This window comes from Cellulosimicrobium composti, assembly GCF_009711085.1.
Classification (GTDB): domain Bacteria; phylum Actinomycetota; class Actinomycetes; order Actinomycetales; family Cellulomonadaceae; genus Cellulosimicrobium; species Cellulosimicrobium composti.
In genome coordinates, this window is the sequence record NZ_WMKA01000027.1 from 30,173 (window position 1) to 50,874 (window position 20,702).

A 20,702-nucleotide genomic window follows, 5' to 3' on the forward strand; every position below is an offset into this window, starting at 1 on the left:
GGCTGGCATGCTGGTGCCATGACCTCGGAGCCGACCCCGGACCTCAGCCCGCAGGCGTCCTCCGCCCGCGTGCCGGAGCCCTCCCCGATCACCGTCCCCAGCGGCATCCCCGCCATCGAGGCCGCGACGCCCGCGCCCGAGTCCCGCGACCCGGAGGTGCTCATCATCACGGGCATGTCCGGCGCCGGGCGCACGCGCGCGGCGGCGGTGCTCGAGGACCTCGACTGGTACGTCGTCGACAACCTGCCGCCGCGCATGATCGTCCCGCTCGTCGACCTCATGACGCGCTCCGGGTCGGCGCTCGAGCGGATCGCGGCCGTCGTCGACGTGCGCGGGCGCGAGTTCTTCACCGACCTCGTCGAGGTGCTCGACCACCTGCGCCAGATCGGCGTCTTCTACCGGATCCTGTTCCTCGACGCGTCCGACGAGGTGCTCGTGCGCCGGTACGAGCAGGTGCGGCGCCCGCACCCGCTCCAGGGGGAGGGGCGGATCCTCGACGGGCTCGGGGAGGAGCGCCGCCTCCTCGCGAGCCTCGAGGAGCGCTCCGACGTCGTCATCGACACCTCGGAGCTCACCGTGCACGACCTCGCGCGCGAGGTGCGCGCCGCGGTCGCCGACGGCACGCCCGAGACGCTGCGGATCAACGTCGTCTCGTTCGGGTTCAAGTACGGGCTCCCGCTCGACGCGGACCACGTCGTCGACGTCCGGTTCCTCGCCAACCCGTACTGGATCACCGAGCTGCGCCACCTCACCGGTCGCGACGCCCCGGTGCGCGACTACGTGCTCGGCCGGCCCGGGGCCCTCGAGTTCGTCGACCGGTACGTCAGCGCGCTCGAGCCGGTGCTGGCCGGCTACCTGGGGGAGGAGAAGCGCTACGTGACCATCGCCGTGGGCTGCACGGGCGGCAAGCACCGCTCCGTCGCGATCAGCGAGGCCATCGCCGCCCGCCTGCGCGCGCAGGGCCAGCGCGTCATCGTCACGGCACGGGACCTCGGCAAGGAGTGAGCGACGTGGTCGCCAAGCGCAACCCCGCGGTCGTCGCCCTCGGCGGCGGGCACGGGCTGTCGGCGAGCCTCTCGGCGCTGCGCCTCATGTCCGACCGTCTCACCGCGGTCGTCACGGTCGCCGACGACGGCGGCTCGTCGGGGCGGCTGCGCGCCGAGCTCGGCGTCCTGCCGCCCGGCGACCTGCGCATGGCGCTCGCGGCCTTGTGCGACGACTCGGAGTGGGGCCGCACCTGGAGCTCGCTGCTCCAGCACCGGTTCACGTCCGAGGGCGACCTCGACAACCACGCCGTGGGGAACCTGCTCATCGTCGCGCTGTGGGAGCTGCTCGACGACCCGGTCGCCGGGCTCGACTGGGTCGGCAAGCTCCTGGGCGCGCGGGGGCGCGTGCTCCCGATGGCGTCCGTGCCGCTGCGCATCGAGGCCGACGTGCGCACGGGCGACGCCCTGGAGACGGTCGTCGGGCAGAGCCGCGTCGCGGTCACCCACGGGCGGATCGAGCAGCTGCGCCTCGTGCCCGCCGACCCGCCCGCGTGCCCCGAGGCCGTGCAGGCCGTCGAGGACGCGGACTGGGTCGTGCTCGGCCCGGGCTCCTGGTTCTCGTCCGTCATGCCGCACCTGCTCGTGCCCGAGCTCGCGCGCGCCCTGCACGAGACGCCGGCGCGGCGCTGCGTCACGCTCAACCTGTCGAGCGAGACGGGGGAGACGTACGGGCTGTCCGCGACGGACCACCTCGAGGCGCTGCACAAGCACGCGCCGGGACTGCGGATCGACGCCGTCGTCGCGGACCCGTCGGCGGTGGAGGACACCGAGCAGCTCGCCGACGCCGCGGCGCGCATGGGCGCGCGCCTGCTCCTGCGCCAGGTCCGGCGCGGTGACGGCACCCCGCGGCACGACGCGCTGCGGCTCGCCGCGGCGTACCGCGACGTGTTCGACGACTTCCTCGGCGACGTCGGCTCGCGCGCGCGCTGAGCCGTCCGACAGGGCACGACGGGGCCCGCGGCGGTGGTCGGTCCGCCGCCGCGGTGCGCCGTCATCGGTGGCAGGATGTCCCGCATGGCGCTCACGGCACAGGTGAAGGACGAGCTGGCTCGGCTGCGGGTGGACAAGACGTCGTGCCGCAAGGCGGAGGTCTCCGCGATGCTCCGCTTCTCGGGCGGGTTGCACCTCATCTCGGGCCGCGTCGTCATCGAGGCGGAGCTCGACACCGCGATCGCCGCGCGCCGCCTGCGCGAGACCATCGCGGACGTCTACGGGCACACGAGCGAGCTCATCGTGGTGTCCGCCGGCGGGCTGCGCAAGAGCAGCCGGTACGTCGTGCGCGTCGTGCGCGACGGCGAGTCCCTCGCCCGCCAGACGGGTCTGCTCGACCAGCGTGGCCGGCCCGTCCGCGGGCTGCCGCCGCAGGTCGTCTCGGGCGGCGTCGAGGAGGCCGAGGCCGCCTGGCGCGGCGCGTTCCTCGCGCACGGCTCGCTCACCGAGCCGGGACGCTCGTCCGCGCTCGAGATCACGTGCCCGGGCCCCGAGGCGGCGCTCGCGCTCGTGGGCGCGGCGCGCCGCCTGGGCGTCTCGGCGAAGTCCCGCGAGGTGCGCGGCGTCGACCGCGTCGTCATCCGCGACGGGGACGCGATCAGCGCGCTCCTCACGCGGCTCGGCGCGCACGAGGCGGTGCTCGTGTGGGAGGAGCGTCGCGCGCGGCGCGAGGTCCGCGGGACCGCGAACCGGCTCGCCAACTTCGACGACGCGAACCTGCGCCGCTCGGCGCGCGCCGCGGTCGCCGCGGGCGCGCGGGTCGAGCGGGCGTTCGAGATCCTCGGCCCCGACCTGCCCGACCACCTCCGCCAGGCGGGCGAGCTGCGGCTCGCCCACAAGCAGGCGTCGCTCGAGGAGCTGGGCCAGCTCGCCGACCCGCCGCTGACCAAGGACGCCGTCGCCGGCCGCATCCGGCGACTGCTCTCGACGGCGGACAAGCGCGCCGCCGAGCTCGGGATCCCCGACACGGAGGCGGGCCTGAGCCCCGAGCTGCTCGACCTGTGACGGTCGGGGCCCGCGCCCGCACCCGCCCGAGCGGCACGCGCCACGCTCGACCCGTTCCGGCGCGTCCCCGTGCCGCTCCGATGCCTGGACGTCACGCACCGGCGGGACGATGGTCCCGAGGCGTGGGATCCAGGTCACATGCTGGCGTGGTGTTGGTATAGGCTCGGATGCGTCAGGTGACAACGACGTGCTCCTTCGCTGACACCCCTCGTGGGCGTGGGTGGTCCCGGCTGTCGCCGTGACGATCCCGCGGGCACGGAGGGTGCTGTGCCGGGATCCGGGCAGCGGGGCACGAACGCCATCACCACCTGCGTACGACGGCGTACGTGATCGTTCGGCATCAACCGTGTGCGTCGGGACAACCGGCGCGCCCTGAGGAGGGCATTGTGACCATCCGCGTCGGTATCAACGGCTTCGGTCGTATCGGACGGAACTTCTACCGCGCCATCGTCGAGTCGGGCGCCGACATCGAGATCGTGGGCGTCAACGACCTCACGGACAACAAGACGCTCGCGCACCTGCTCAAGTACGACACGGTGCTGGGCCGCTTCCCCAAGAGCGTGGACTTCGACGACGAGAACATCATCGTCGACGGCGTCAAGATCCGTGCCCTCGCCGAGCGCGACCCCGCGAACCTCCCCTGGGGCGAGCTGGGCGCCGACATCGTCATCGAGTCGACCGGCTTCTTCACCGACGCGACCAAGGCCAAGGCGCACATCGACGCCGGTGCCAAGAAGGTCATCATCTCGGCCCCGGCCAAGAACGAGGACGCCACGTTCGTCATGGGCGTGAACTCGGACCAGTACGACCCGGCCGCGCACCACATCATCTCGAACGCGTCGTGCACCACGAACTGCCTCGCGCCGCTGGCGAAGGCGCTCAACGACTCGATCGGCATCGAGCGTGGTCTCATGACCACGATCCACGCCTACACGGGCGACCAGAACCTGCAGGACGGCCCGCACCGCGACCTGCGTCGCGCCCGCGCCGCCGCGCAGAACATCGTGCCGACGTCGACGGGTGCCGCCAAGGCCGTGTCGCTCGTGCTCCCGGAGCTCAAGGGCAAGCTCGACGGCTACGCGCTCCGCGTGCCGGTCATCACGGGCTCGGCGACGGACCTCACCTTCACCGCCTCGCGCGAGGTCACGGTCGAGGAGGTCAACGCCGCGCTCAAGGCCGCCGCCGAGGGCCCGCTCAAGGGCATCCTCGAGTACGTCGACGACGAGATCGTCTCGAGCGACATCGTCACGAACCCGCACCAGAGCATCTTCGACTCGAAGCTCACCAAGGTGATCGGCGACCAGGTCAAGGTCGTCTCCTGGTACGACAACGAGTGGGGCTACTCGAACAGCCTCGTCGCGCTCACGCAGCTCGTCGGCGACAAGCTCTGAGACACCCGCTGACGCAGCCCGACCCTGCGTAGCACCATGCGTCCGCGTGCGCGTCCCGGCACCGCCCGGTGACGCGCACGCGGACGTCCTCATGTGCGGGCACGGCCGGCCCCCGGCACGGGCCCGCACGACGGCGACCGAACCGTAGGAGACCGCATGAAGACCATCGACTCCCTGGGCGACCTGCGCGGCAAGCGCGTCCTGGTCCGCTCCGACTTCAACGTCCCGCTCGACGGGACGACCATCACGGACGACGGGCGCATCCGCGCCGCGCTGCCCACGCTGAAGAAGCTCACCGACGCCGGTGCGAAGGTCGTCGTCACCGCGCACCTCGGTCGCCCCAAGGGCGAGCCGGACGCGAAGTACTCGCTCGCGCCCGTCGCCGCGCGCCTCGGGGAGCTGCTCGGCGTCCCCGTGCACCTCGCGCAGGACGTCGTGGGCGAGTCCGCGCGCGAGACCGTCGCCGCGCTCGGCGAGGGCGAGGTCGCGCTGCTGGAGAACATCCGCTTCGACGCGCGCGAGACCTCCAAGGACGACGCCGAGCGTCAGGCGCTCGCGCACGACCTCGCGGAGCTCGCCGACGTGTTCGTCTCCGACGGCTTCGGCGTCGTGCACCGCAAGCAGGCGTCGGTCTACGACGTCGCGCAGGTGCTGCCCGCCGCGGTCGGCGAGCTCGTCCTCAAGGAGGTCGACTCGCTGCGCAAGGCGACCGAGGACCCGGAGCGCCCGTACGTCGTCGTGCTCGGCGGCTCGAAGGTGTCCGACAAGCTCGGCGTCATCGCGAACCTGCTCACCAAGGCGGACCGCCTGCTCATCGGCGGCGGCATGGTCTTCACGTTCCTCGCGGCCAAGGGCTACGGCGTCGGCAAGTCCCTCCTCGAGGAGGACCAGATCGACACCGTCAAGGGCTACCTCGCCGACGCCGAGAAGAACGGCGTCGAGATCGTGCTGCCGACGGACGTCGTGGCCGCCGACTCGTTCGCCGCGGACTCCCCGCACGAGGTCGTCGCCGCGGACGCCATCCCGGCGGACAAGATCGGCCTCGACATCGGCCCCGAGTCGGCCCAGCTCTTCGCGAGCAAGATCGCGGACGCGAAGACCGTCGTCTGGAACGGCCCGGCGGGCGTGTTCGAGTTCGACGCGTTCTCGGGCGGCACGCGCGCCGTCGCGCAGGCCCTCGTGGACGCGACGGCGAACGGCGCGTTCACCATCGTCGGCGGCGGCGACTCGGCCGCGGCCGTGCGCATCCTCGGCTTCGACGAGGCCGGGTTCAGCCACATCTCGACCGGCGGCGGCGCGAGCCTCGAGTTCCTGGAGGGCAAGGACCTGCCCGGGATCTCCGTCCTCGAGGGCTGACGCCCCTCCCGTACCCCTCCCGCTCCGCCCCGCTCCTGCGGGGCGGGGCGGGCCCCACAGAGAGAAGAAGGACCGTGGCGAACACCCGCACCCCGCTCATGGCGGGCAACTGGAAGATGAACCTGGACCACCACCAGGCGACCCACACCGTGCAGAAGCTCGCGTGGACCCTCAAGGACGCGAAGCACGACTACGCGGCCGTCGAGGTGGCCGTGCTGCCCCCGTTCACCGACCTGCGCTCCGTGCAGACCCTCGTGGACGCGGACAAGCTCGAGCTGAAGTACGGCGCGCAGGACGTCTCGGCGCACGCCGAGGGCGCGTACACCGGCGAGATCTCGGCGACGATGCTCGCCAAGCTCGGCGCGAGCTACGTCGCGATCGGCCACTCCGAGCGCCGCCAGTACCACGGCGAGACGGACGCGCTGGTCAACGAGAAGATCGTCGCCGCCGTGGGTCAGGGCATCGCCCCGATCGTCTGCGTGGGCGAGGGTCTGGACGTCCGCAAGGCGGGCGAGCAGATCCCCTACACGCTCGCGCAGGTCGAGGGCGCGCTCGCGGGTCTCCCCGCCGCGCAGCTCGCGACGCTCGTCATCGCCTACGAGCCCGTGTGGGCCATCGGCACGGGCGAGGTCGCGACGCCCGAGGACGCGCAGGAGGTCTGCGGCGCGATCCGCGGCGCCCTGGGCGACCTCTACGACGCGGACCTCGCGAACGCGACCCGCATCCTCTACGGCGGCTCGGTGAAGTCCTCGAACGTCGCCGCGATCATGGCGCAGCCCGACGTCGACGGCGCGCTCGTCGGCGGCGCGAGCCTCGACCCGGAGGAGTTCGCCCGCATCGCGCGCTACCAGTCGCACGCGACCGGGGCCTGACCTCCGCGGACGCGTCGCCCGACGGCTCCGGGGAGCAGATCCCGGGGCCGTCGGGGCCGGACGTGAGACGCCGGCGGCCGGGGTTGGCCGCGGCGGCCTCGCGTCGCCTACTCTTGTCCCCTGTGCAGCGGGTCACGCCCGCTCACCACAACCGTGCGGTCGCGCTCGACATCGGTCGGGCCGGCCCTGAGCCTCAAGGACGTACTCGTGGACGTGCTGCGCATCATCCTCCAGATCCTGCTGGTGCTGACCAGCGCCTTCCTCACCCTGCTCGTGCTCATGCACAAGGGGAAGGGCGGCGGTCTGTCCGACATGTTCGGCGGCGGGATCTCGAGCTCGGTGGGCAGCTCCGGCGTCGCCGAGCGCAACCTCAACCGGATCACCGTGGCCTTCGCCCTCGTCTGGGCGGTCGTCATCGTGCTCCTGGGTCTTCTCCAGAAGGTGAGCTGACCCGCACGCCCTGACGGGGCGTCGGGAGGGCTCGAGGAAGTCGCAGGGGGGCAGCCGCGCGACCCAGCGCGGTACGGGCAGAGCGAGTGCCGACGACGGCACGGACGGGGGAGAGCACGTGGCAGGTGGTAACGCGATCCGCGGGTCGCGCGTCGGGGCGGGACCGCTCGGGGAGTCCGAGCGCGGCGAGATCGCGCCGCGCTTCTGGGTGTCCTACTGGTGCGCGAACGGTCACGAGACGCGGCCGAGCTTCTCCTCGGAGGCGGACATCGAGGCTCCGGAGACCTGGGACTGCCCGCGGTGCGGCTTCCCGGCCGGCCAGGACCGCGAGAACCCGCCGACGCCGCTGCGCAACGAGCCGTACAAGACGCACCTCGCGTACGTGAAGGAGCGCCGCAGCGACGAGGACGGCGTGGCCATCCTCGACGAGGCGCTCGCCGCGCTGCGCGCCCGTCGCGGCGTCTGACCGCCCCTCACCGACGACGGGGCCGCCGCTCACCGGCGAGGGCAGTCCCGGGGCGCGCCGCACCCGGAAGGCGTGACTCGCGCTGTTCCGTCGCGGCTCAGCCGCGCACGCGCGCGAGGACGAACCCGTCGTAGCCCTTGGAGCCGACGGTCTGCACGGCCGTGGCGTCGAGGCGCGGGTCGTCGACGATGCGCGCGACCATCTCCCGGACCCCGAGGACGTTGGGGTCGGTGCTCCGCGGGTCCGCGACCGCCCCGCCGCGGACGGTGTTGTCCACGACGACGAGCGTGCCGGGCCGCGAGAGCCGGACCGCGAGGTCGAGGTACACGGGGTTCGACGGCTTGTCCGCGTCCACGAACACGAGGTCGAACGGCTCCGTGCCCTCGTCGACGAGCCGGCGCAGCGTGTCCGCCGCGGGACCCACGACGACGTCCACGACCGCGGAGAGCCCGGCCGCGGCGAGCGACTCGCGTGCCACGGCCGCGTGCGCCGGGTCGATCTCGCACGTGACGAGGGTGCCGCCGTCCGGCGGGAGCGCGCGGGCGAGCCAGATCGTCGAGTACCCGCCGAGCGTGCCGACCTCCAGGACGCGTCGCGCGCCCGTGGCGAGCGCGAGGAGCTGCAGGAGACGGCCCTGCGCGGCCGAGACCTGGATCTCGGGGAGACCGGCCGCCCGTGCGCGCTCCGACGCGGCGGCGAGCACGTCGTCCTCGCCCACGAGCGGGCCGAAGTAGGCGTCGACCGCGTCCCACGTCGCTGCGGGGTCGGTCGGGCCGGCGAGGTCGTCGGGCGCGCCGGTCGTCATGCGGGATCAGCCTCCGCGCGGTCGCCCGCGGCCGCCACGTCGACGAGCCACAGGGTGCGCTCGGTGCCGGCGACCGCCGCGGCGGGCGTCTCGCGGGCCGGTGCTCCGCCGAGCGCGGCGGCGACGGCGGGCGCCTTCTCGGCGCCGGCCGCGACGACCCAGACCTGCCGTGCCCGGGCGATCGCCTCGAACGTCAGCGTCACGCGCTCGGGCGGCGGCTTGGGGGAGCCGTGGACGCCCGCGGTCGGCACGCCCTGCACGTCGAGGCCGGGGTGCCCGGGAAAGAGCGACGCGACGTGGCCGTCCGGCCCCATGCCGAGCAGGAGGACGTCGAACTCGGGCACGGCGGCGCCGGCGGGCGCGTGCTCGGCGAGCGTCGCGGCGTACGCCGCGGCGGACTCCTCGGGCGTGGCCGCGGCGTCGGCCGACGGCATCGGGTGCACGTTCTCGGCCGGGAGCTGCGGCAGGTGGTCGAGCAGCGCGTCGCGCGCCTGGGTCTCGTTGCGCTCGCCGTCGCCCGACGCGAGGAACCGCTCGTCGCCCCACCACAGGTGCACGCCGGTCCAGTCGACCGCGTCGCGCGCGGGGTGGCGAGCCAGCGCGGCGAGGCTCGCGATGCCGACGGTGCCGCCCGTGAGCACGACGTGCACCGGGCGGCGCACCGACTGCACGTCGAGGAGCCGCGTCACGAGGCGCGACGCGACCGCCTCGGCGAGGACCCCCGCGTCGGGGTGCACGACGACGAGGCGCGCGTGGGCGGCGTGGGCCTCGGGCTGCGTGGCGCTCATGCGCCCACCTTCTGCAGGCCCTTGGTGAGCACCTCGCCGTAGATCTCGTCCGGGTCGAGGCGGCGCAGCTCCTCGATGAGGGCCTCGCTCAGGGTGCGGATGGGGAGGGCGACGCGGCGGTCGGGCTTGCCGGGCTGGCTGATCGTCACGATGCGGCCGTCGGGGCGGTCGAGGACGATCGGGCCGCTCTTGCGCTCGAGCGTGACGCGCGTGATCGCCTCGGCGCCACGCCGTCGCACGACCTGCGCCGGGCACCGCAGCCGCGACCCGAGCCACGCGGCGAGCAGGTCGAGCGACGTGTGCTTCGCCTGGCCCTCGACGACGACGCTCGTCACCGGCTCGTACGGCGGCTGGTCGAGCGCGGCGGCGATGAGGCCGCGCCACAGCGTGACGCGCGCCCACGCGAGGTCCGAGTCGCCCGGGCCGTACGTCGTCGCGAGCTGCGCGAGCGTCGCCTCGGGGTCCTTGGCGGTGATGGAGTCCGTGATGCGCCGCTGCGCCATCACGCCGACCGGGTCGTCGTCGGGCGACGCGGGCGGCTGCCCCGGCCACCACACGACGATCGGGGCGTCGGGCAGCAGCAGGGGCATGACGAGCGTGTCGGCGTGCTCGAGCAGCGGGCCCGCCGTGCGCAGCACGACGACCTCGGACGCGCCGGCGTCGCCGCCGACGCGGATCTGGGCGTCGAGGTGCGGGGTCGTGCTCCGCCCGGACGGTGCGACGACGATGACGCGGCACGGGTGCTCGCGGCTCGCGTCGTTCGCCGCCTCGATCGAGGTCTCGACGTCGGACTCGCGGGCGATGACGACGAGCGTCAGGACGCGGCCGAGCGCGATCGCGCCGCCCTCGTCGCGCAGGCGCACGAGGCGCTTGTTCACCGCGTTCGTCGTCGTGTCGGGCATGTCGATGATCATCGCGGGGTCCTCGCCGGTCGGAGGGTCGTGCCGCGCCGGCGCGCACGACGGGGTCGGGGGGTGTCGGGCAGGAGCGCCGCGCTCCGCGAGGGCGGCGCCCCGAGAGCGGTCACGGGCGCCGCCACGAGCGGCCGTCGCGCGCGAGCATCGCGTCGGCGGACTCCGGTCCCCACGTGCCGGAGCGGTACGGCTCGGGCGCGCCCTTCGCCTCCCAGTGCGCCGTGATGGGGTCGAGGATCTTCCAGGAGAGCTCGACCTCCTCGCGGGTGGGGAACAGCGGCGGGTCGCCGAGGAGCACGTCGAGGATGAGCCGCTCGTACGCCTCCGGGGAGGACTCCGTGAACGCGTGCCCGTACCCGAAGTCCATCGTGACGTCGCGGACCTCCATCGCGGTGCCCGGGACCTTGGCGCCGAAGCGCATCGTCACGCCCTCGTCGGGCTGGACGCGGATGACGAGCGCGTTGTTGCCGAGGTCGGACGCCTGCGACGTCTCGAACGGCAGGTGCGGAGCCTTCTTGAACACGACCGCGACCTCGGTGACGCGACGCCCGAGGCGCTTGCCCGTGCGCAGGTAGAACGGCACGCCCGCCCAGCGGCGGTTGTCGATGTCCACGCGGATCGCCGCGTACGTCTCGGTCCTCGAGTCCGCGGGGATGCCGTCCTCGTCGAGGAAGCCGATGACCTCCTCGCCGCCCTGCCAGCCCGCGGCGTACTGCCCGCGCGCGGTGTGCCGCGACAGCTCGTGGGGGAGCCGGACGGCGGAGAGCGCCTTGATCTTCTCGGCGCGCAGCGACGGCGCGTCGAACGACACGGGCTCCTCCATCGCGACGAGCGCGAGGAGCTGGAGCAGGTGGTTCTGGATGACGTCGCGCGCGGCGCCGATGCCGTCGTAGTAGCCGGCGCGGCCCCCGATGCCGATGTCCTCGGCCATCGTGATCTGCACGTGGTCGACGTAGTTCGCGTTCCAGATGGGCTCGAACATCTGGTTCGCGAAGCGCAGGGCGAGGAGGTTCTGGACCGTCTCCTTGCCGAGGTAGTGGTCGATGCGGAAGACCGAGTCGGGCGGGAAGACCTCCGACACGACGGCGTCGAGCTCGCGCGCGCTCGCGAGGTCGTGGCCGAACGGCTTCTCGATGACCACGCGCCGCCACGCGTCCTCCGCCGAGCGGGACAGCCCCGACTCGGCGAGCTGGCGGCACACGACGGGGAACGCGCTCGGCGGGACCGAGAGGTAGAACGCGTGGTTGCCGCCCGTGCCGCGCTCGGCGTCGAGCGTCTCGACCGTCTCGCGCAGGCGCTCGAACGCCTCGTCGTCGTCGAACGAGCCCTGGACGAACCGGATGCCCTCGGAGAGCTGGCGCCACGTCGCCTCGCGGAACGGCGTGCGCGCGTGCTCCTTGACGGCGTCGTGCACGACCTGCGCGAAGTCCTGGTCCTCCCAGTCGCGGCGCGCGAAGCCCGTGAGCGCGAAGCCCGGCGGCAGCAGGCCGCGGTTGGCGAGGTCGTAGACCGCGGGCATGAGCTTCTTGCGGGCGAGGTCGCCCGTGACGCCGAAGATGACGAGCCCGCACGGGCCCGCGATCCGGGGCAGGCGCAGGTCGAGGGGGTCGCGCAGAGGGTTGTGCTCTGGCGTGATCTTGGCCGGTCTCACCTGGTGGCACCGTTCCGTTCGGGGAGGGGTCGGAGGACTGCAGAAGGACTGGGGCGTCTGCGGATCATAGGGGCGTCGCCACGGGGTGCGCCGCCGTTCCCGCAGGTCGGACGCGCGGCCGGGACGCCGGCCGCGCACCGGAGGTCAGGAGGAGGCGAGGCGGCGGAGGTTGTCGCGCGTCGTGGCGAGGAGCTCGGTCCAGCTGTCCTCGAACTTGCGCACGCCCTCGGCCTCGAGGCGGTCGGTGACCTCGACGAGCGACACGCCGAACGACTCGACGGTCTCGATCGTGCGGCGGGACGCGGCGGCGGTGCCCGTGACGGTGTCGCCCGTCACGACGCCGTGGTCCGCGAACGCCTGGAGCGTCGACTCGGGCATGGTGTTCACGACGCCGTCCGTGACGAGCTCGTCGACGTAGAGGGTGTCGCGGTACTCCGGGTTCTTCACGCCCGTGGACGCCCACAAAGGCCGCTGCGGGTGCGCGCCGGCGGCGGCGAGCGAGCGCCACCGGTCGGTCTGGCGGAACTCCTCGTACGCCTCGAACGCGAGCCGGGCGTTGGCGACCGCGGCCTGGCCGCGCAGGTCGAGCGCCTCCGGCGTGCCGACCTTCTCCAGCGCCGCGTCCACCGCGGTGTCGACGCGCGAGACGAAGAACGACGCGACGGAGCCGATCGGCGCGAGGTCGGTCCCGGCCGCGCGGGCCTGCTCCAGGCCGGCGGCGAAGGCGTCCATGACCGCGCGGTAGCGCGCGAGCGAGAAGATGAGCGTGACGTTGACGCTGATGCCCTGCGCGAGGGTGCGCGTGATCGCGTCGAGGCCCTCGACGGTCGCGGGGATCTTGATGAAGACGTTGGGCCGGTCGATCGTGCGCCACAGGCGCTCGGCGGTCTCCACGGTCGCGTCCGCGTCGTGCGCGAGGCGCGGGTCCACCTCGATCGACACGCGCCCGTCGACGCCGTCCGTGGCGTCGTACACGGGGCGCAGGAGGTCGGCGGCGGCCCGCACGTCGTCCGTCGTGATGCTCTCGACGGCGGCCTCGACGGCCGCGTCGTCGGTGCCCGCGGCCGCGAGGTCGGCGAGCTGCGCGTCGTACGCGTCGCCCTTCGCGACGGCCGCGGCGAAGATCGTGGGGTTCGTCGTGACGCCGACGACGCCGCGCGTCGCGACGAGCTCGGCGAGGTTGCCCGAGCGCAGCCGTTCTCGGGAGAGGTCGTCGAGCCAGATCGACACGCCCGCTCCCGTGAGCTGCTCGATGGGGCCGGGGACCGCGGTGGACTGCGTCATCGGACTTCCTCTCGGTGGTGCTCTCGCTGCGGACGTGCTGCCCGGGCCGTGCGACCCGACCCGGACCGTCCCGAGGTGGGGCCGCACGCGGCCCCACCTCGGAATCTACGAAGGGTCAGAGCTGGTCGCCAGTGCCGCCCTCCGACGGGGAGGCCGCGGCGCCCGGGGCGTCGCCGCCACGGGCGGCCGCGATCGACTCGCGCGCCGCCGCCGCAACGGCCTCGGACGTGATGCCGAACTCGCGGTACAGCACCTGGTAGTCGGCCGACGCACCGTAGTGCTCGAGGCTCACCGTGCGGCCGGCGTCGCCGACGAGCTCGCGCCAGCCCTGCGCGACGCCCGCCTCGACGGACACGCGCGCACGGACGCCGGACGGCAGGACGGACTCGCGGTATGCGTCGTCCTGCCCGTCGAACCACTCGCGGCTCGGCAGGGACACGACGCGCGCCTGCACGCCCTCGGCGGCGAGGATCTCGCGCGCCTCGACGGCGAGCTGCACCTCGGAGCCCGTGCCGATGAGGATGACGTCGGGCGTGCCCTCCGTGTCGAGGAGCACGTACCCGCCGCGCGCGGTGCCGGACGCGTCGGCGTAGCCGTCGGTCCCGCGCGGGAACGTCGGGACGTTCTGGCGCGTGAGGACGATGCCGGCGGGGCGCTCGGTGTTCTCGAGCACCGTGCGCCAGGCCCACGCGGTCTCGTTGGCGTCGGCCGGTCGGACGACGTCGAGACCCGGGATGGCGCGCAGCGCCGCGAGGTGCTCGACCGGCTGGTGGGTCGGGCCGTCCTCGCCGAGGCCGATCGAGTCGTGCGTCCACACGAACGTCGTCGGGATCTCCATGAGGGCCGCGAGGCGCACCGCGGGGCGCATGTAGTCGCTGAACTGCAGGAACGTGCCGCCGTAGGCGCGCGTGCCGCCGTGCAGCACGATCCCGTTGAGGATCGCGCCCATCGCGTGCTCGCGGATGCCGAAGTGCAGCGTGCGGCCGTACTCGTGGCCGGGGAACTTCTTCGTGGCGTGCTCGACGGGCACGAACGACGGCTCGCCGTCCATCGTCGTGTTGTTGGAGCCCGCGAGGTCGGCGGAGCCGCCCCAGAGCTCGGGCAGCACGTCCTTGAGGGCCGTGAGCACCTTGCCGGACGCGGAGCGGGTCGCGACGGCCTTGCCCGGCTCGAACGTGGGGAGGGCGTCCTCCCAGCCCGCGGGGAGCTCGCGCTTCTCGAGGCGCGAGAGGAGCTCGGCGCCGGACGGGTTGGCGGTCCTCCACGCCTCGAACGCGGTGTCCCACGCGGCGCGGGCCACGCCCTGGCGCTCGCCGACGGCGCGCGTGTACGCGAGCACGTCGTCGTCGATCGCGAAGGTCGCGTCGGGGTCGAGACCGAGCTCGATCTTCAGGCCGCGGATCTCCTCGGCGCCCATCGCGGAGCCGTGGATGCCGCCCGTGTTCTGCTTGGTGGGCGACGGGTAGCCGATGATCGTGCGCAGGGCGATGATCGACGGCTTGCCGGTCTCGGCCTTGGCGGCCTCGACGGCGGCGTGCAGCGCGTCGACGTCCTCGGCGTACCCGGTGCCGCCGTTCGTCCAGTCGACCCGCTGGGTGTGCCAGCCGTACGCCGCGTAGCGCGCGAGGACGTCCTCGGTGAACGCGATGTCCGTGTCGTCCTCGATGGAGATCTTGTTGTCGTCCCAGATGACGACGAGGTTGCCGAGCTGCTGGTGGCCGGCGAGCGAGGACGCCTCGCTCGTCACGCCCTCCTGCAGGTCGCCGTCGGACGCGATGACGAAGACGTGGTGGTCGAACGGCGACTCGCCCGGGGCGGTCGACGGGTCGAGCAGGCCGCGCTCGCGGCGGGCCGCGAAGGCCATGCCGACCGCGGACGCGAGGCCCTGGCCGAGCGGGCCGGTCGTGATCTCGACGCCGCGGGTGTGCTTGTACTCGGGGTGGCCCGGGGTCTTGGAGCCCCAGGTGCGCAGCGCCGCGATGTCCTCCATCTCCAGGCCGTACCCGGCCAGGAAGAGCTGGAGGTAGATCGTCAGCGACGAGTGACCCGCGGAGAGCACGAACCGGTCGCGGCCGACCCACTGGTCGTCCGACGGGTCGTGGCGCATGACCTTCTGGAACAGCAGGTAGGCGGCCGGCGCCAGCGAGATCGCGGTGCCCGGGTGGCCGTTGCCCACCTTCTCCACGGCGTCGGCGGCGAGCGCCTTGATCGTCTTGACGGCCCGGTCGTCCAGGTCCGTCCAGTCCAGGGGCGTGTGAGCAGGGGACAACGCGTTCACCGAACCTCATTCCCGTCCGGAGCGCGCGCCCCGGATCCTCGCGACAACTCGAAGCAACCGTTGAACTATTCCCGGGCTCGCGCCGCAGCGGCGTCGGGCCGGGGCCGGTCGCGTCGCCCGGCGCCCAACGGCACGACAGGCGGAACGACGCGGGGACGGCTGCACACCCAGCCTATACGGGGTCGCCGTTCTCGCCCGGGGGGTGCCCACGTGCTGGATTTCGGTCGGATGTCACACAATCGCCCGGCCGGTCGGGTCGGCCCCGGCGCAGGTGGGGACGTACGATGAGCGAGGACGACCGGCGGTCCGTCCCAGCTCGCCCCCACCTCAGAACGGAACACCGAAGCGCGTGCACACCACGAGCCAGGCACCGATCGACGGGACCGGAAGCCCGTCGAGCGCCGTGCCGACCCCCCAGGACGCCCCCGCGACCGGCGCCGCGCCCGCGCGTGAGGCCGCGCGCGCGACCGTCGCCCTGCGCGAGCGGGTGGGTGCCTACGTCGCCCTGACCAAGCCGCGCATCATCGAGCTCCTGCTCGTCACGACGGTGCCGACGATGATCCTGGCGCAGGGCGGGCTGCCGGGCCTCGGGCTCATCCTCGCGACGCTCGTGGGCGGGACGCTCGCCGCCGCGTCGGCCAACGTCTACAACTGCTACCTCGACCGCGACATCGACCAGGTCATGAACCGCACCAAGCGGCGCCCGCTCGTCACGGGCGAGGTGTCGCCGCGGGCCGCGCTCGTGTTCGCGACCGTCCTCGGCGTCGTGTCCCTCGTGTGGTTCGCGCTGCTCGTCAACGTCGTGTCGGCGTGGCTGACGTTCGCCGCGATCGCGATCTACGTCGTCGGCTACACGATGATCCTCAAGCGCCGCACGCCGCAGAACATCGTGTGGGGCGGCATCGCGGGCTGCATGCCGGTGCTCATCGGCTGGTCGGCGGTCACGGGCTCCCTGAGCTGGGCGGCGCTCGCCCTGTTCCTCGTCATCTTCTTCTGGACGCCGCCGCACTACTGGCCGCTGTCGATGAAGTTCAAGCGCGACTACGCCAACGCGGGCGTGCCGATGCTGCCCGTCGTCGCCGACGACCGCCGGGTGGCGGTCGAGATGGTCGTGTACAGCGTCGCGATGATCGCGTCGTCGCTCGCGCTGTGGCCGCTCGCCCAGATGACGTGGGTGTACGGCGTCGTCGCGACGGCGCTGGGCGCGTGGTTCCTCGCGTCGTGCCTGACGATGCTGCGCCGCGCGCGCGTCAAGGCGGACGGCAACGGCGGCAAGGTGGGGGAGATGAAGGTCTTCCACGCGTCGATCACGTACCTCACGCTGCTGTTCGTCGCCGTGGCGGTCGACGTCTTCCTGCCCCTGTGAGCCCCGTGGTGCCGGGAGGGCAGTGAGGCGATGAGCGGCGGCGAGGCGCACGTGCCCGAGGCGCTGGACCGCGCCGCGCGCGAGTACCTCGCGCACCTCGCGGTCGAGCGCGGGCTGTCCGCCAACACGGTCGCGGCCTACCGTCGCGACCTCGCGCGCTACGTCGCGTTCCTCGCGTCGCGCGGGAACCACGCCGTGCGCGACGTCGAGCCGGACGACGTCGCCGACTACGTCGCCGCGCTGCGCACGGGCGCCGACGGCGGGGCGAGCCTGTCGCCGTCGTCCACCGCGCGCTCGGTCGCCGCCGTGCGCGGCTGGCACCGCTTCTGCGCGGCCGAGGGCCTCGCCGACGGCGACGTCTCGGCCGACGTGCGCCCCCCGGCCCAGGGCCGGCGCCTGCCGAAGGCGATCTCCACGGACGAGGTCGCGCGCATCCTCGACGCCGCCGGGCTCGGCGACGGTCCCGCGCCCCTGCGCGACCGCGCGCTCCTCGAGCTCGTGTACTCGACCGGCGCGCGCATCAGCGAGGCCGTGAGCCTCGACGTCGACGACCTCGACCTCGAGGGCGGTGCCGTCCGTCTGCTCGGCAAGGGCAGCAAGGAGCGCGTCGTGCCGGTCGGGTCGTTCGCGCGCCGCGCGCTCGACGCCTACCTCGTGCGCGGGCGTCCCGGGCTCGCGGCGCAGGGCCGCGGCACGCCCGCCGTGTTCCTCAACACGCGCGGGGCCCGGCTGTCCCGGCAGAGCGCGTGGGCGGTGCTGCGCACCGCGGCGGAGCGCGCGGGGATCGAGCACCCGGAGCGGATCTCACCGCACACGCTGCGGCACTCGTTCGCGACGCACCTGCTCGCGGGCGGGGCGGACGTGCGCGTGGTCCAGGAGCTGCTGGGCCACGCCTCGGTCACGACGACTCAGATCTACACGCTCGTCACGCCGGACACCCTGCGCGAGGTCTACGCGGCCGCGCACCCCCGCGCGCTGGGCTGACGACGGCGGTCGGCCGCAGCCGTCGCGGGCCGCAGCCGTCGCGAGCCGCCGTCGCGGGCGACGACGGAGCTCGGCCGCATGCCCGACGGCGACCTGACGGCGACCCGGAGGGCTCCGGGCGGGAACGCGGCGCGCGGGCGCGTGCGCACGAGCGGCGACGAGGTCCTGCGATACCGTGGCGGACGTGAGCAGCCAGGCCGAGACCCAGCCCGAGATGCGCGGCGCGCCCAGCTCGCACGGCGACGCCGTCCGTCCCCTCGTCCCCGAGACGCCCCGACCGGGCGACGGCGCGACCCCCGGGAGCGCGTCGAACGGCGCGAGCCACGAGGCCGCGCCGGCTCGCGTGGACGTCGTCGGCCGCCCGCTGCCCGAGTTCCCCGACCCCGCGCCGCTCGTGGTGCACGGCCCGGGCCGCATCATCGCGATGTGCAACCAGAAGGGCGGCGTCGGCAAGACGACGACGACGATCAACCTCGGCGCCGCGCTCGCCGAGTACGGCCGCAAGGTGCTGCTCGTCGACTTCGACCCGCAGGGGGCGGCGTCCGTCGGTCTCGGCGTCAACCCGCACGAGCTCGACCGCACGGTCTACAACCTGCTCATGGAGCGCGGGGCGGACATCCACGACGTCCTCGTCCCCACGGACGTGGAGAACCTCGACCTGCTGCCGGCCAACATCGACCTGTCGGCGGCGGAGGTCCAGCTCGTCGGCGAGGTCGCGCGCGAGTCCGTGCTGTCGCGCGTGCTGCGTCCCGTCGTCGACGACTACGACGTGATCCTCGTCGACTGCCAGCCGTCGCTCGGCCTGCTCACGGTCAACGCCCTGACCGCCGCGCACGGCGTGCTCATCCCGCTCGAGTGCGAGTTCTTCGCGCTGCGCGGCGTCGCGCTGCTCGTCGAGACGATCGAGAAGGTGCGCGACCGGCTCAACCCGCGCCTCGACGTCGACGGCATCCTCGCGACGATGTTCGACTCGCGCACGCTCCACTCGCGCGAGGTCGTGGCGCGCGTGCACGAGGCGTTCGGCGACAAGCTGCTGCAGACCGTGATCGGGCGCACCGTGAAGTTCCCGGACGCGTCCGTCGCGGCCGAGCCCATCACCGTCTACGCGCCGACCCACCCCGGCGCCGTCGCGTACCGGCAGCTCGCGCGGGAGCTGGTCGCCCGTGGCGACGCCGCCTGAGCCGCCGCCACCCACGGAGCCGCCCGCGCGGACCGGGTTCGAGGTCCGGCTCGACAACTTCAGCGGCCCGTTCGACCTGCTGCTGTCGCTCATCACCAAGCACAAGCTCGACATCACCGAGGTCGCGCTCGCGCGCGTGACGGACGACTTCATCGCGTACATCCGCGAGGCGGAGCGCGCCGCAGCCGCGGCGCGGGCCGCGGGGGAGGACCACCCCGGGTGGGACCTCGGGACGGCGAGCGAGTTCCTCGTCGTCGCCGCGACGCTCCTCGACCTCAAGGCCGCGCGCCTGCTGCCCACGGGCAGCGTCGAGGACGACGAGGACCTCGCGCTGCTGGAGGCGCGCGACCTGCTGTTCGCCCGGCTGCTCCAGTACCGCGCGTACAAGGACGTCTCGGGCGTCCTCGCGGAGCGGTTCGAGAGCGCGGGGCGCCGCTTCCCGCGCGTCGTGCAGCTCGAGCCGCACCTCGCCGCGCTGCTGCCCGAGCTCGTGTGGACCATGGGTCCCGACCAGCTCGCGGCGCTCGCCGCACGCGCGCTCGCCCCGAAGGCGCCCCCGCCCGGCGTCTCGCTCGACCACCTGCACGCGCCCGCGGTGAGCGTGCGCGAGCAGGCGGGCATCGTCGTCGACCGCGTGCGCAGCCACGGTACGACGACGTTCCGCGCCCTCGTCGCGGACGCGGGGGAGACCGCGGTGGTCGTCGCGCGCTTCCTCGCGCTGCTCGAGCTGTTCCGCCAGGCGCTCGTCGCGTTCGACCAGGTGGCGCCGCTCGGCGAGCTCACGGTGCGGTGGTCGGGCGACGACGACGCGCCCGAGCCGGCGCTCGCGGACGTCGGCACCGAGTTCGACGAGGGCGCCGACGTCGCGCCGGGCGCCCTCGAGCCCACCGACCAGGAGGTCCCCGCGTGACGCAGCCCGACGCCCCGACCGGCGCCCCGACCCTCGCCGGGCCGGGCGGTGCCGAGCCCGGCGCGAGCCCCGAGGCCGCCGTGCCCGACGTGCACGACCTGCCGGGCGGCCTGCCGTCCGCGCTCGAGGCCGTGCTCATGGTCGCGGACGAGCCCGTCCCGGCGGTCGAGCTCGCCGCGGCCCTCGCCGTCCCGGTCGACGCGGTGCTCGATGCGCTGCACGACCTCGCCGCGGAGTACCGGGGCGACGACGGCGGCCGTCCCCGCGGGTTCGAGCTGCGCGAGGCGGGCGGCGGGTGGCGCGTGTACTCCGCGCCCGCGCACGCCGAGCTCGTCGGGCGGTTCGTCCAGGGCGGCCAGACGGCGCGGCTCACGCAGGCGGCGTTGGAGACTCTGGCCGTCATCGCGTACCGTCAACCGGTCAGCCGCGGCCAGGTGTCGGCGGTGCGAGGGGTCAACGTGGACGGCGTGGTGCGCACTCTCGTGGCGCGCGGGCTCGTGGCCGAGGTCGGTCAGGACCCGCACACCGGCGCCGGCCTGTTCGGCACCACGGGCTACTTCCTCGAGCGCATGGGCTTCACGTCGCTCGACGAGCTGCCCCCGCTCGCGCCGCACCTGCCGGACATGGACGACCTCGAGGGCCTGGACGGGCTCGCCGACCTGCGCGCACCCGTGCGCCGGGACGGCCCCGCCGCGCCCCCGACGGGCACCTCCCAGGACGCGGCCGACGACGAGGGCGGCGCACCGGCGCTGGCCCCGCTGCTGCACGACGTGGCGTCCGACGCCACGCACGAACCGACGGACGAAGGACACGCATGAGCTCGAGAGACGGACGCCAGCCTGGTGACGGGGGGCGCGGGCGCGCCCCGCGGGACGGGTCGGGCGACGCGCGTCGCGGCGGGCCCCGTGGCGGGGGCGCAGGCCGCGGTGGCTCCGGCGCAGCGGGCGGTTCCGCGGGCCGTGGGGC

General features: G+C 73.9%; 18 protein-coding genes and 1 pseudogene. 13 read left to right on the forward strand and 6 right to left on the reverse strand.

Annotated features, from left to right (window positions below):
* Positions 1-18: 18 nt before the first annotated feature.
* From rapZ to GJV82_RS12090, 8 genes are all read left to right on the forward strand, one after another.
* A complete protein-coding gene (gene rapZ, locus GJV82_RS12055) occupies positions 19-1,005 on the forward strand; it encodes an RNase adapter RapZ (RefSeq protein ID WP_051471551.1) in 987 nt (328 codons plus the stop codon).
* A complete protein-coding gene (locus tag GJV82_RS12060; RefSeq protein ID WP_024840228.1) occupies positions 1,002-1,976 on the forward strand; it encodes a gluconeogenesis factor YvcK family protein in 975 nt (324 codons plus the stop codon). Before rapZ ends, GJV82_RS12060 begins: the two co-directional genes overlap by 4 nt.
* Before the next feature lie 84 nt (positions 1,977-2,060).
* The gene (whiA, locus tag GJV82_RS12065) at positions 2,061-3,041 is read left to right on the forward strand and encodes a DNA-binding protein WhiA (RefSeq protein WP_024840229.1); all 981 of its coding nucleotides are present in this window, start codon (positions 2,061-2,063) and stop codon (positions 3,039-3,041) included.
* Positions 3,042-3,427: 386 nt separating this feature from the next.
* Complete coding sequence (gene gap / locus GJV82_RS12070) at positions 3,428-4,432, forward strand: type I glyceraldehyde-3-phosphate dehydrogenase (RefSeq protein WP_024840230.1); 1,005 nt, start codon at positions 3,428-3,430, stop codon at positions 4,430-4,432.
* Positions 4,433-4,588: 156 nt separating this feature from the next.
* Positions 4,589-5,788, forward strand: coding sequence for a phosphoglycerate kinase (locus tag GJV82_RS12075; RefSeq protein WP_024840231.1), 1,200 nt, complete (start codon positions 4,589-4,591; stop codon positions 5,786-5,788).
* Positions 5,789-5,862: 74 nt separating this feature from the next.
* Positions 5,863-6,660: a triose-phosphate isomerase gene (gene tpiA / locus GJV82_RS12080; RefSeq protein WP_318657578.1), complete on the forward strand. Its 798-nt coding sequence runs from the start codon at positions 5,863-5,865 to the stop codon at positions 6,658-6,660.
* Between the two features lie 207 nt (positions 6,661-6,867).
* Entirely contained in the window at positions 6,868-7,110 is a 243-nt protein-coding gene (secG, locus tag GJV82_RS12085) for a preprotein translocase subunit SecG (protein WP_024840233.1), read from the forward strand.
* A gap of 118 nt (positions 7,111-7,228) precedes the next feature.
* Positions 7,229-7,576, forward strand: a complete 348-nt coding sequence (locus GJV82_RS12090; protein WP_024840234.1) for an RNA polymerase-binding protein RbpA — start codon at positions 7,229-7,231, stop codon at positions 7,574-7,576.
* A 97-nt stretch (positions 7,577-7,673) separates the two neighbouring features.
* On the opposite strand, the gene GJV82_RS12095 is transcribed toward GJV82_RS12090, so the two are convergent.
* From GJV82_RS12095 to tkt, 6 genes are all read right to left on the reverse strand, one after another.
* Entirely contained in the window at positions 7,674-8,381 is a 708-nt protein-coding gene (locus tag GJV82_RS12095; RefSeq protein WP_155099404.1) for an O-methyltransferase, read from the reverse strand.
* Positions 8,378-9,169: a 6-phosphogluconolactonase gene (pgl, locus tag GJV82_RS12100; RefSeq protein ID WP_024840236.1), complete on the reverse strand. Its 792-nt coding sequence runs from the start codon at positions 9,167-9,169 to the stop codon at positions 8,378-8,380. The genes GJV82_RS12095 and pgl overlap by 4 nt, the downstream gene beginning before the upstream one ends.
* Positions 9,166-10,083: a glucose-6-phosphate dehydrogenase assembly protein OpcA gene (gene opcA, locus GJV82_RS12105; RefSeq protein WP_155099405.1), complete on the reverse strand. Its 918-nt coding sequence runs from the start codon at positions 10,081-10,083 to the stop codon at positions 9,166-9,168. Before opcA ends, pgl begins: the two co-directional genes overlap by 4 nt.
* A gap of 109 nt (positions 10,084-10,192) precedes the next feature.
* The gene (zwf, locus tag GJV82_RS12110) at positions 10,193-11,734 is read right to left on the reverse strand and encodes a glucose-6-phosphate dehydrogenase (RefSeq protein ID WP_318657579.1); all 1,542 of its coding nucleotides are present in this window, start codon (positions 11,732-11,734) and stop codon (positions 10,193-10,195) included.
* A gap of 144 nt (positions 11,735-11,878) precedes the next feature.
* A complete protein-coding gene (gene tal / locus GJV82_RS12115; RefSeq protein WP_155099406.1) occupies positions 11,879-13,018 on the reverse strand; it encodes a transaldolase in 1,140 nt (379 codons plus the stop codon).
* A 115-nt stretch (positions 13,019-13,133) separates the two neighbouring features.
* Positions 13,134-15,296, reverse strand: coding sequence for a transketolase (gene tkt, locus GJV82_RS12120; protein ID WP_162288807.1), 2,163 nt, complete (start codon positions 15,294-15,296; stop codon positions 13,134-13,136).
* Positions 15,297-15,699: 403 nt separating this feature from the next.
* Between tkt and GJV82_RS12125 the strand changes: the two genes are divergently transcribed.
* From GJV82_RS12125 to scpB, 5 genes and pseudogenes are all read left to right on the forward strand, one after another.
* Positions 15,700-16,662, forward strand: coding sequence for a heme o synthase (locus GJV82_RS12125; protein WP_081772283.1), 963 nt, complete (start codon positions 15,700-15,702; stop codon positions 16,660-16,662).
* A 30-nt stretch (positions 16,663-16,692) separates the two neighbouring features.
* Positions 16,693-17,646: a site-specific tyrosine recombinase XerD gene (xerD, locus tag GJV82_RS12130; protein WP_155099407.1), complete on the forward strand. Its 954-nt coding sequence runs from the start codon at positions 16,693-16,695 to the stop codon at positions 17,644-17,646.
* 184 nt (positions 17,647-17,830) lie between these two features.
* Positions 17,831-18,826 carry a ParA family protein gene (locus GJV82_RS12135; RefSeq protein ID WP_318657580.1) on the forward strand — a complete coding sequence of 332 codons (996 nt, stop codon included), beginning with the start codon at positions 17,831-17,833 and terminating at the stop codon, positions 18,824-18,826.
* Positions 18,810-19,736, forward strand: a complete 927-nt coding sequence (locus GJV82_RS12140) for a segregation and condensation protein A (RefSeq protein WP_318657581.1) — start codon at positions 18,810-18,812, stop codon at positions 19,734-19,736. The genes GJV82_RS12135 and GJV82_RS12140 overlap by 17 nt, the downstream gene beginning before the upstream one ends.
* A gap of 80 nt (positions 19,737-19,816) precedes the next feature.
* Positions 19,817-20,383 (forward strand): annotated as a pseudogene (scpB, locus tag GJV82_RS12145) (SMC-Scp complex subunit ScpB); the annotation flags it as partial.
* Positions 20,384-20,702: the final 319 nt, after the last annotated feature.

What these genes read in the sequence shown, in the direction of transcription:
- tal (WP_155099406.1), bottom strand. Translation starts at nt 13,018, where the DNA reads ATGACGCAGTCCACCGCGGTCCCCGGCCCCATCGAGCAGCTCACGGGA.
- GJV82_RS12075 (WP_024840231.1), top strand. Translation starts at nt 4,589, where the DNA reads ATGAAGACCATCGACTCCCTGGGCGACCTGCGCGGCAAGCGCGTCCTG.
- rapZ (WP_051471551.1), top strand. Translation starts at nt 19, where the DNA reads ATGACCTCGGAGCCGACCCCGGACCTCAGCCCGCAGGCGTCCTCCGCC.
- pgl (WP_024840236.1), bottom strand. Translation starts at nt 9,169, where the DNA reads ATGAGCGCCACGCAGCCCGAGGCCCACGCCGCCCACGCGCGCCTCGTC.
- opcA (WP_155099405.1), bottom strand. Translation starts at nt 10,083, where the DNA reads ATGATCATCGACATGCCCGACACGACGACGAACGCGGTGAACAAGCGC.
- xerD (WP_155099407.1), top strand. Translation starts at nt 16,693, where the DNA reads ATGAGCGGCGGCGAGGCGCACGTGCCCGAGGCGCTGGACCGCGCCGCG.
- whiA (WP_024840229.1), top strand. Translation starts at nt 2,061, where the DNA reads ATGGCGCTCACGGCACAGGTGAAGGACGAGCTGGCTCGGCTGCGGGTG.
- GJV82_RS12095 (WP_155099404.1), bottom strand. Translation starts at nt 8,381, where the DNA reads ATGACGACCGGCGCGCCCGACGACCTCGCCGGCCCGACCGACCCCGCA.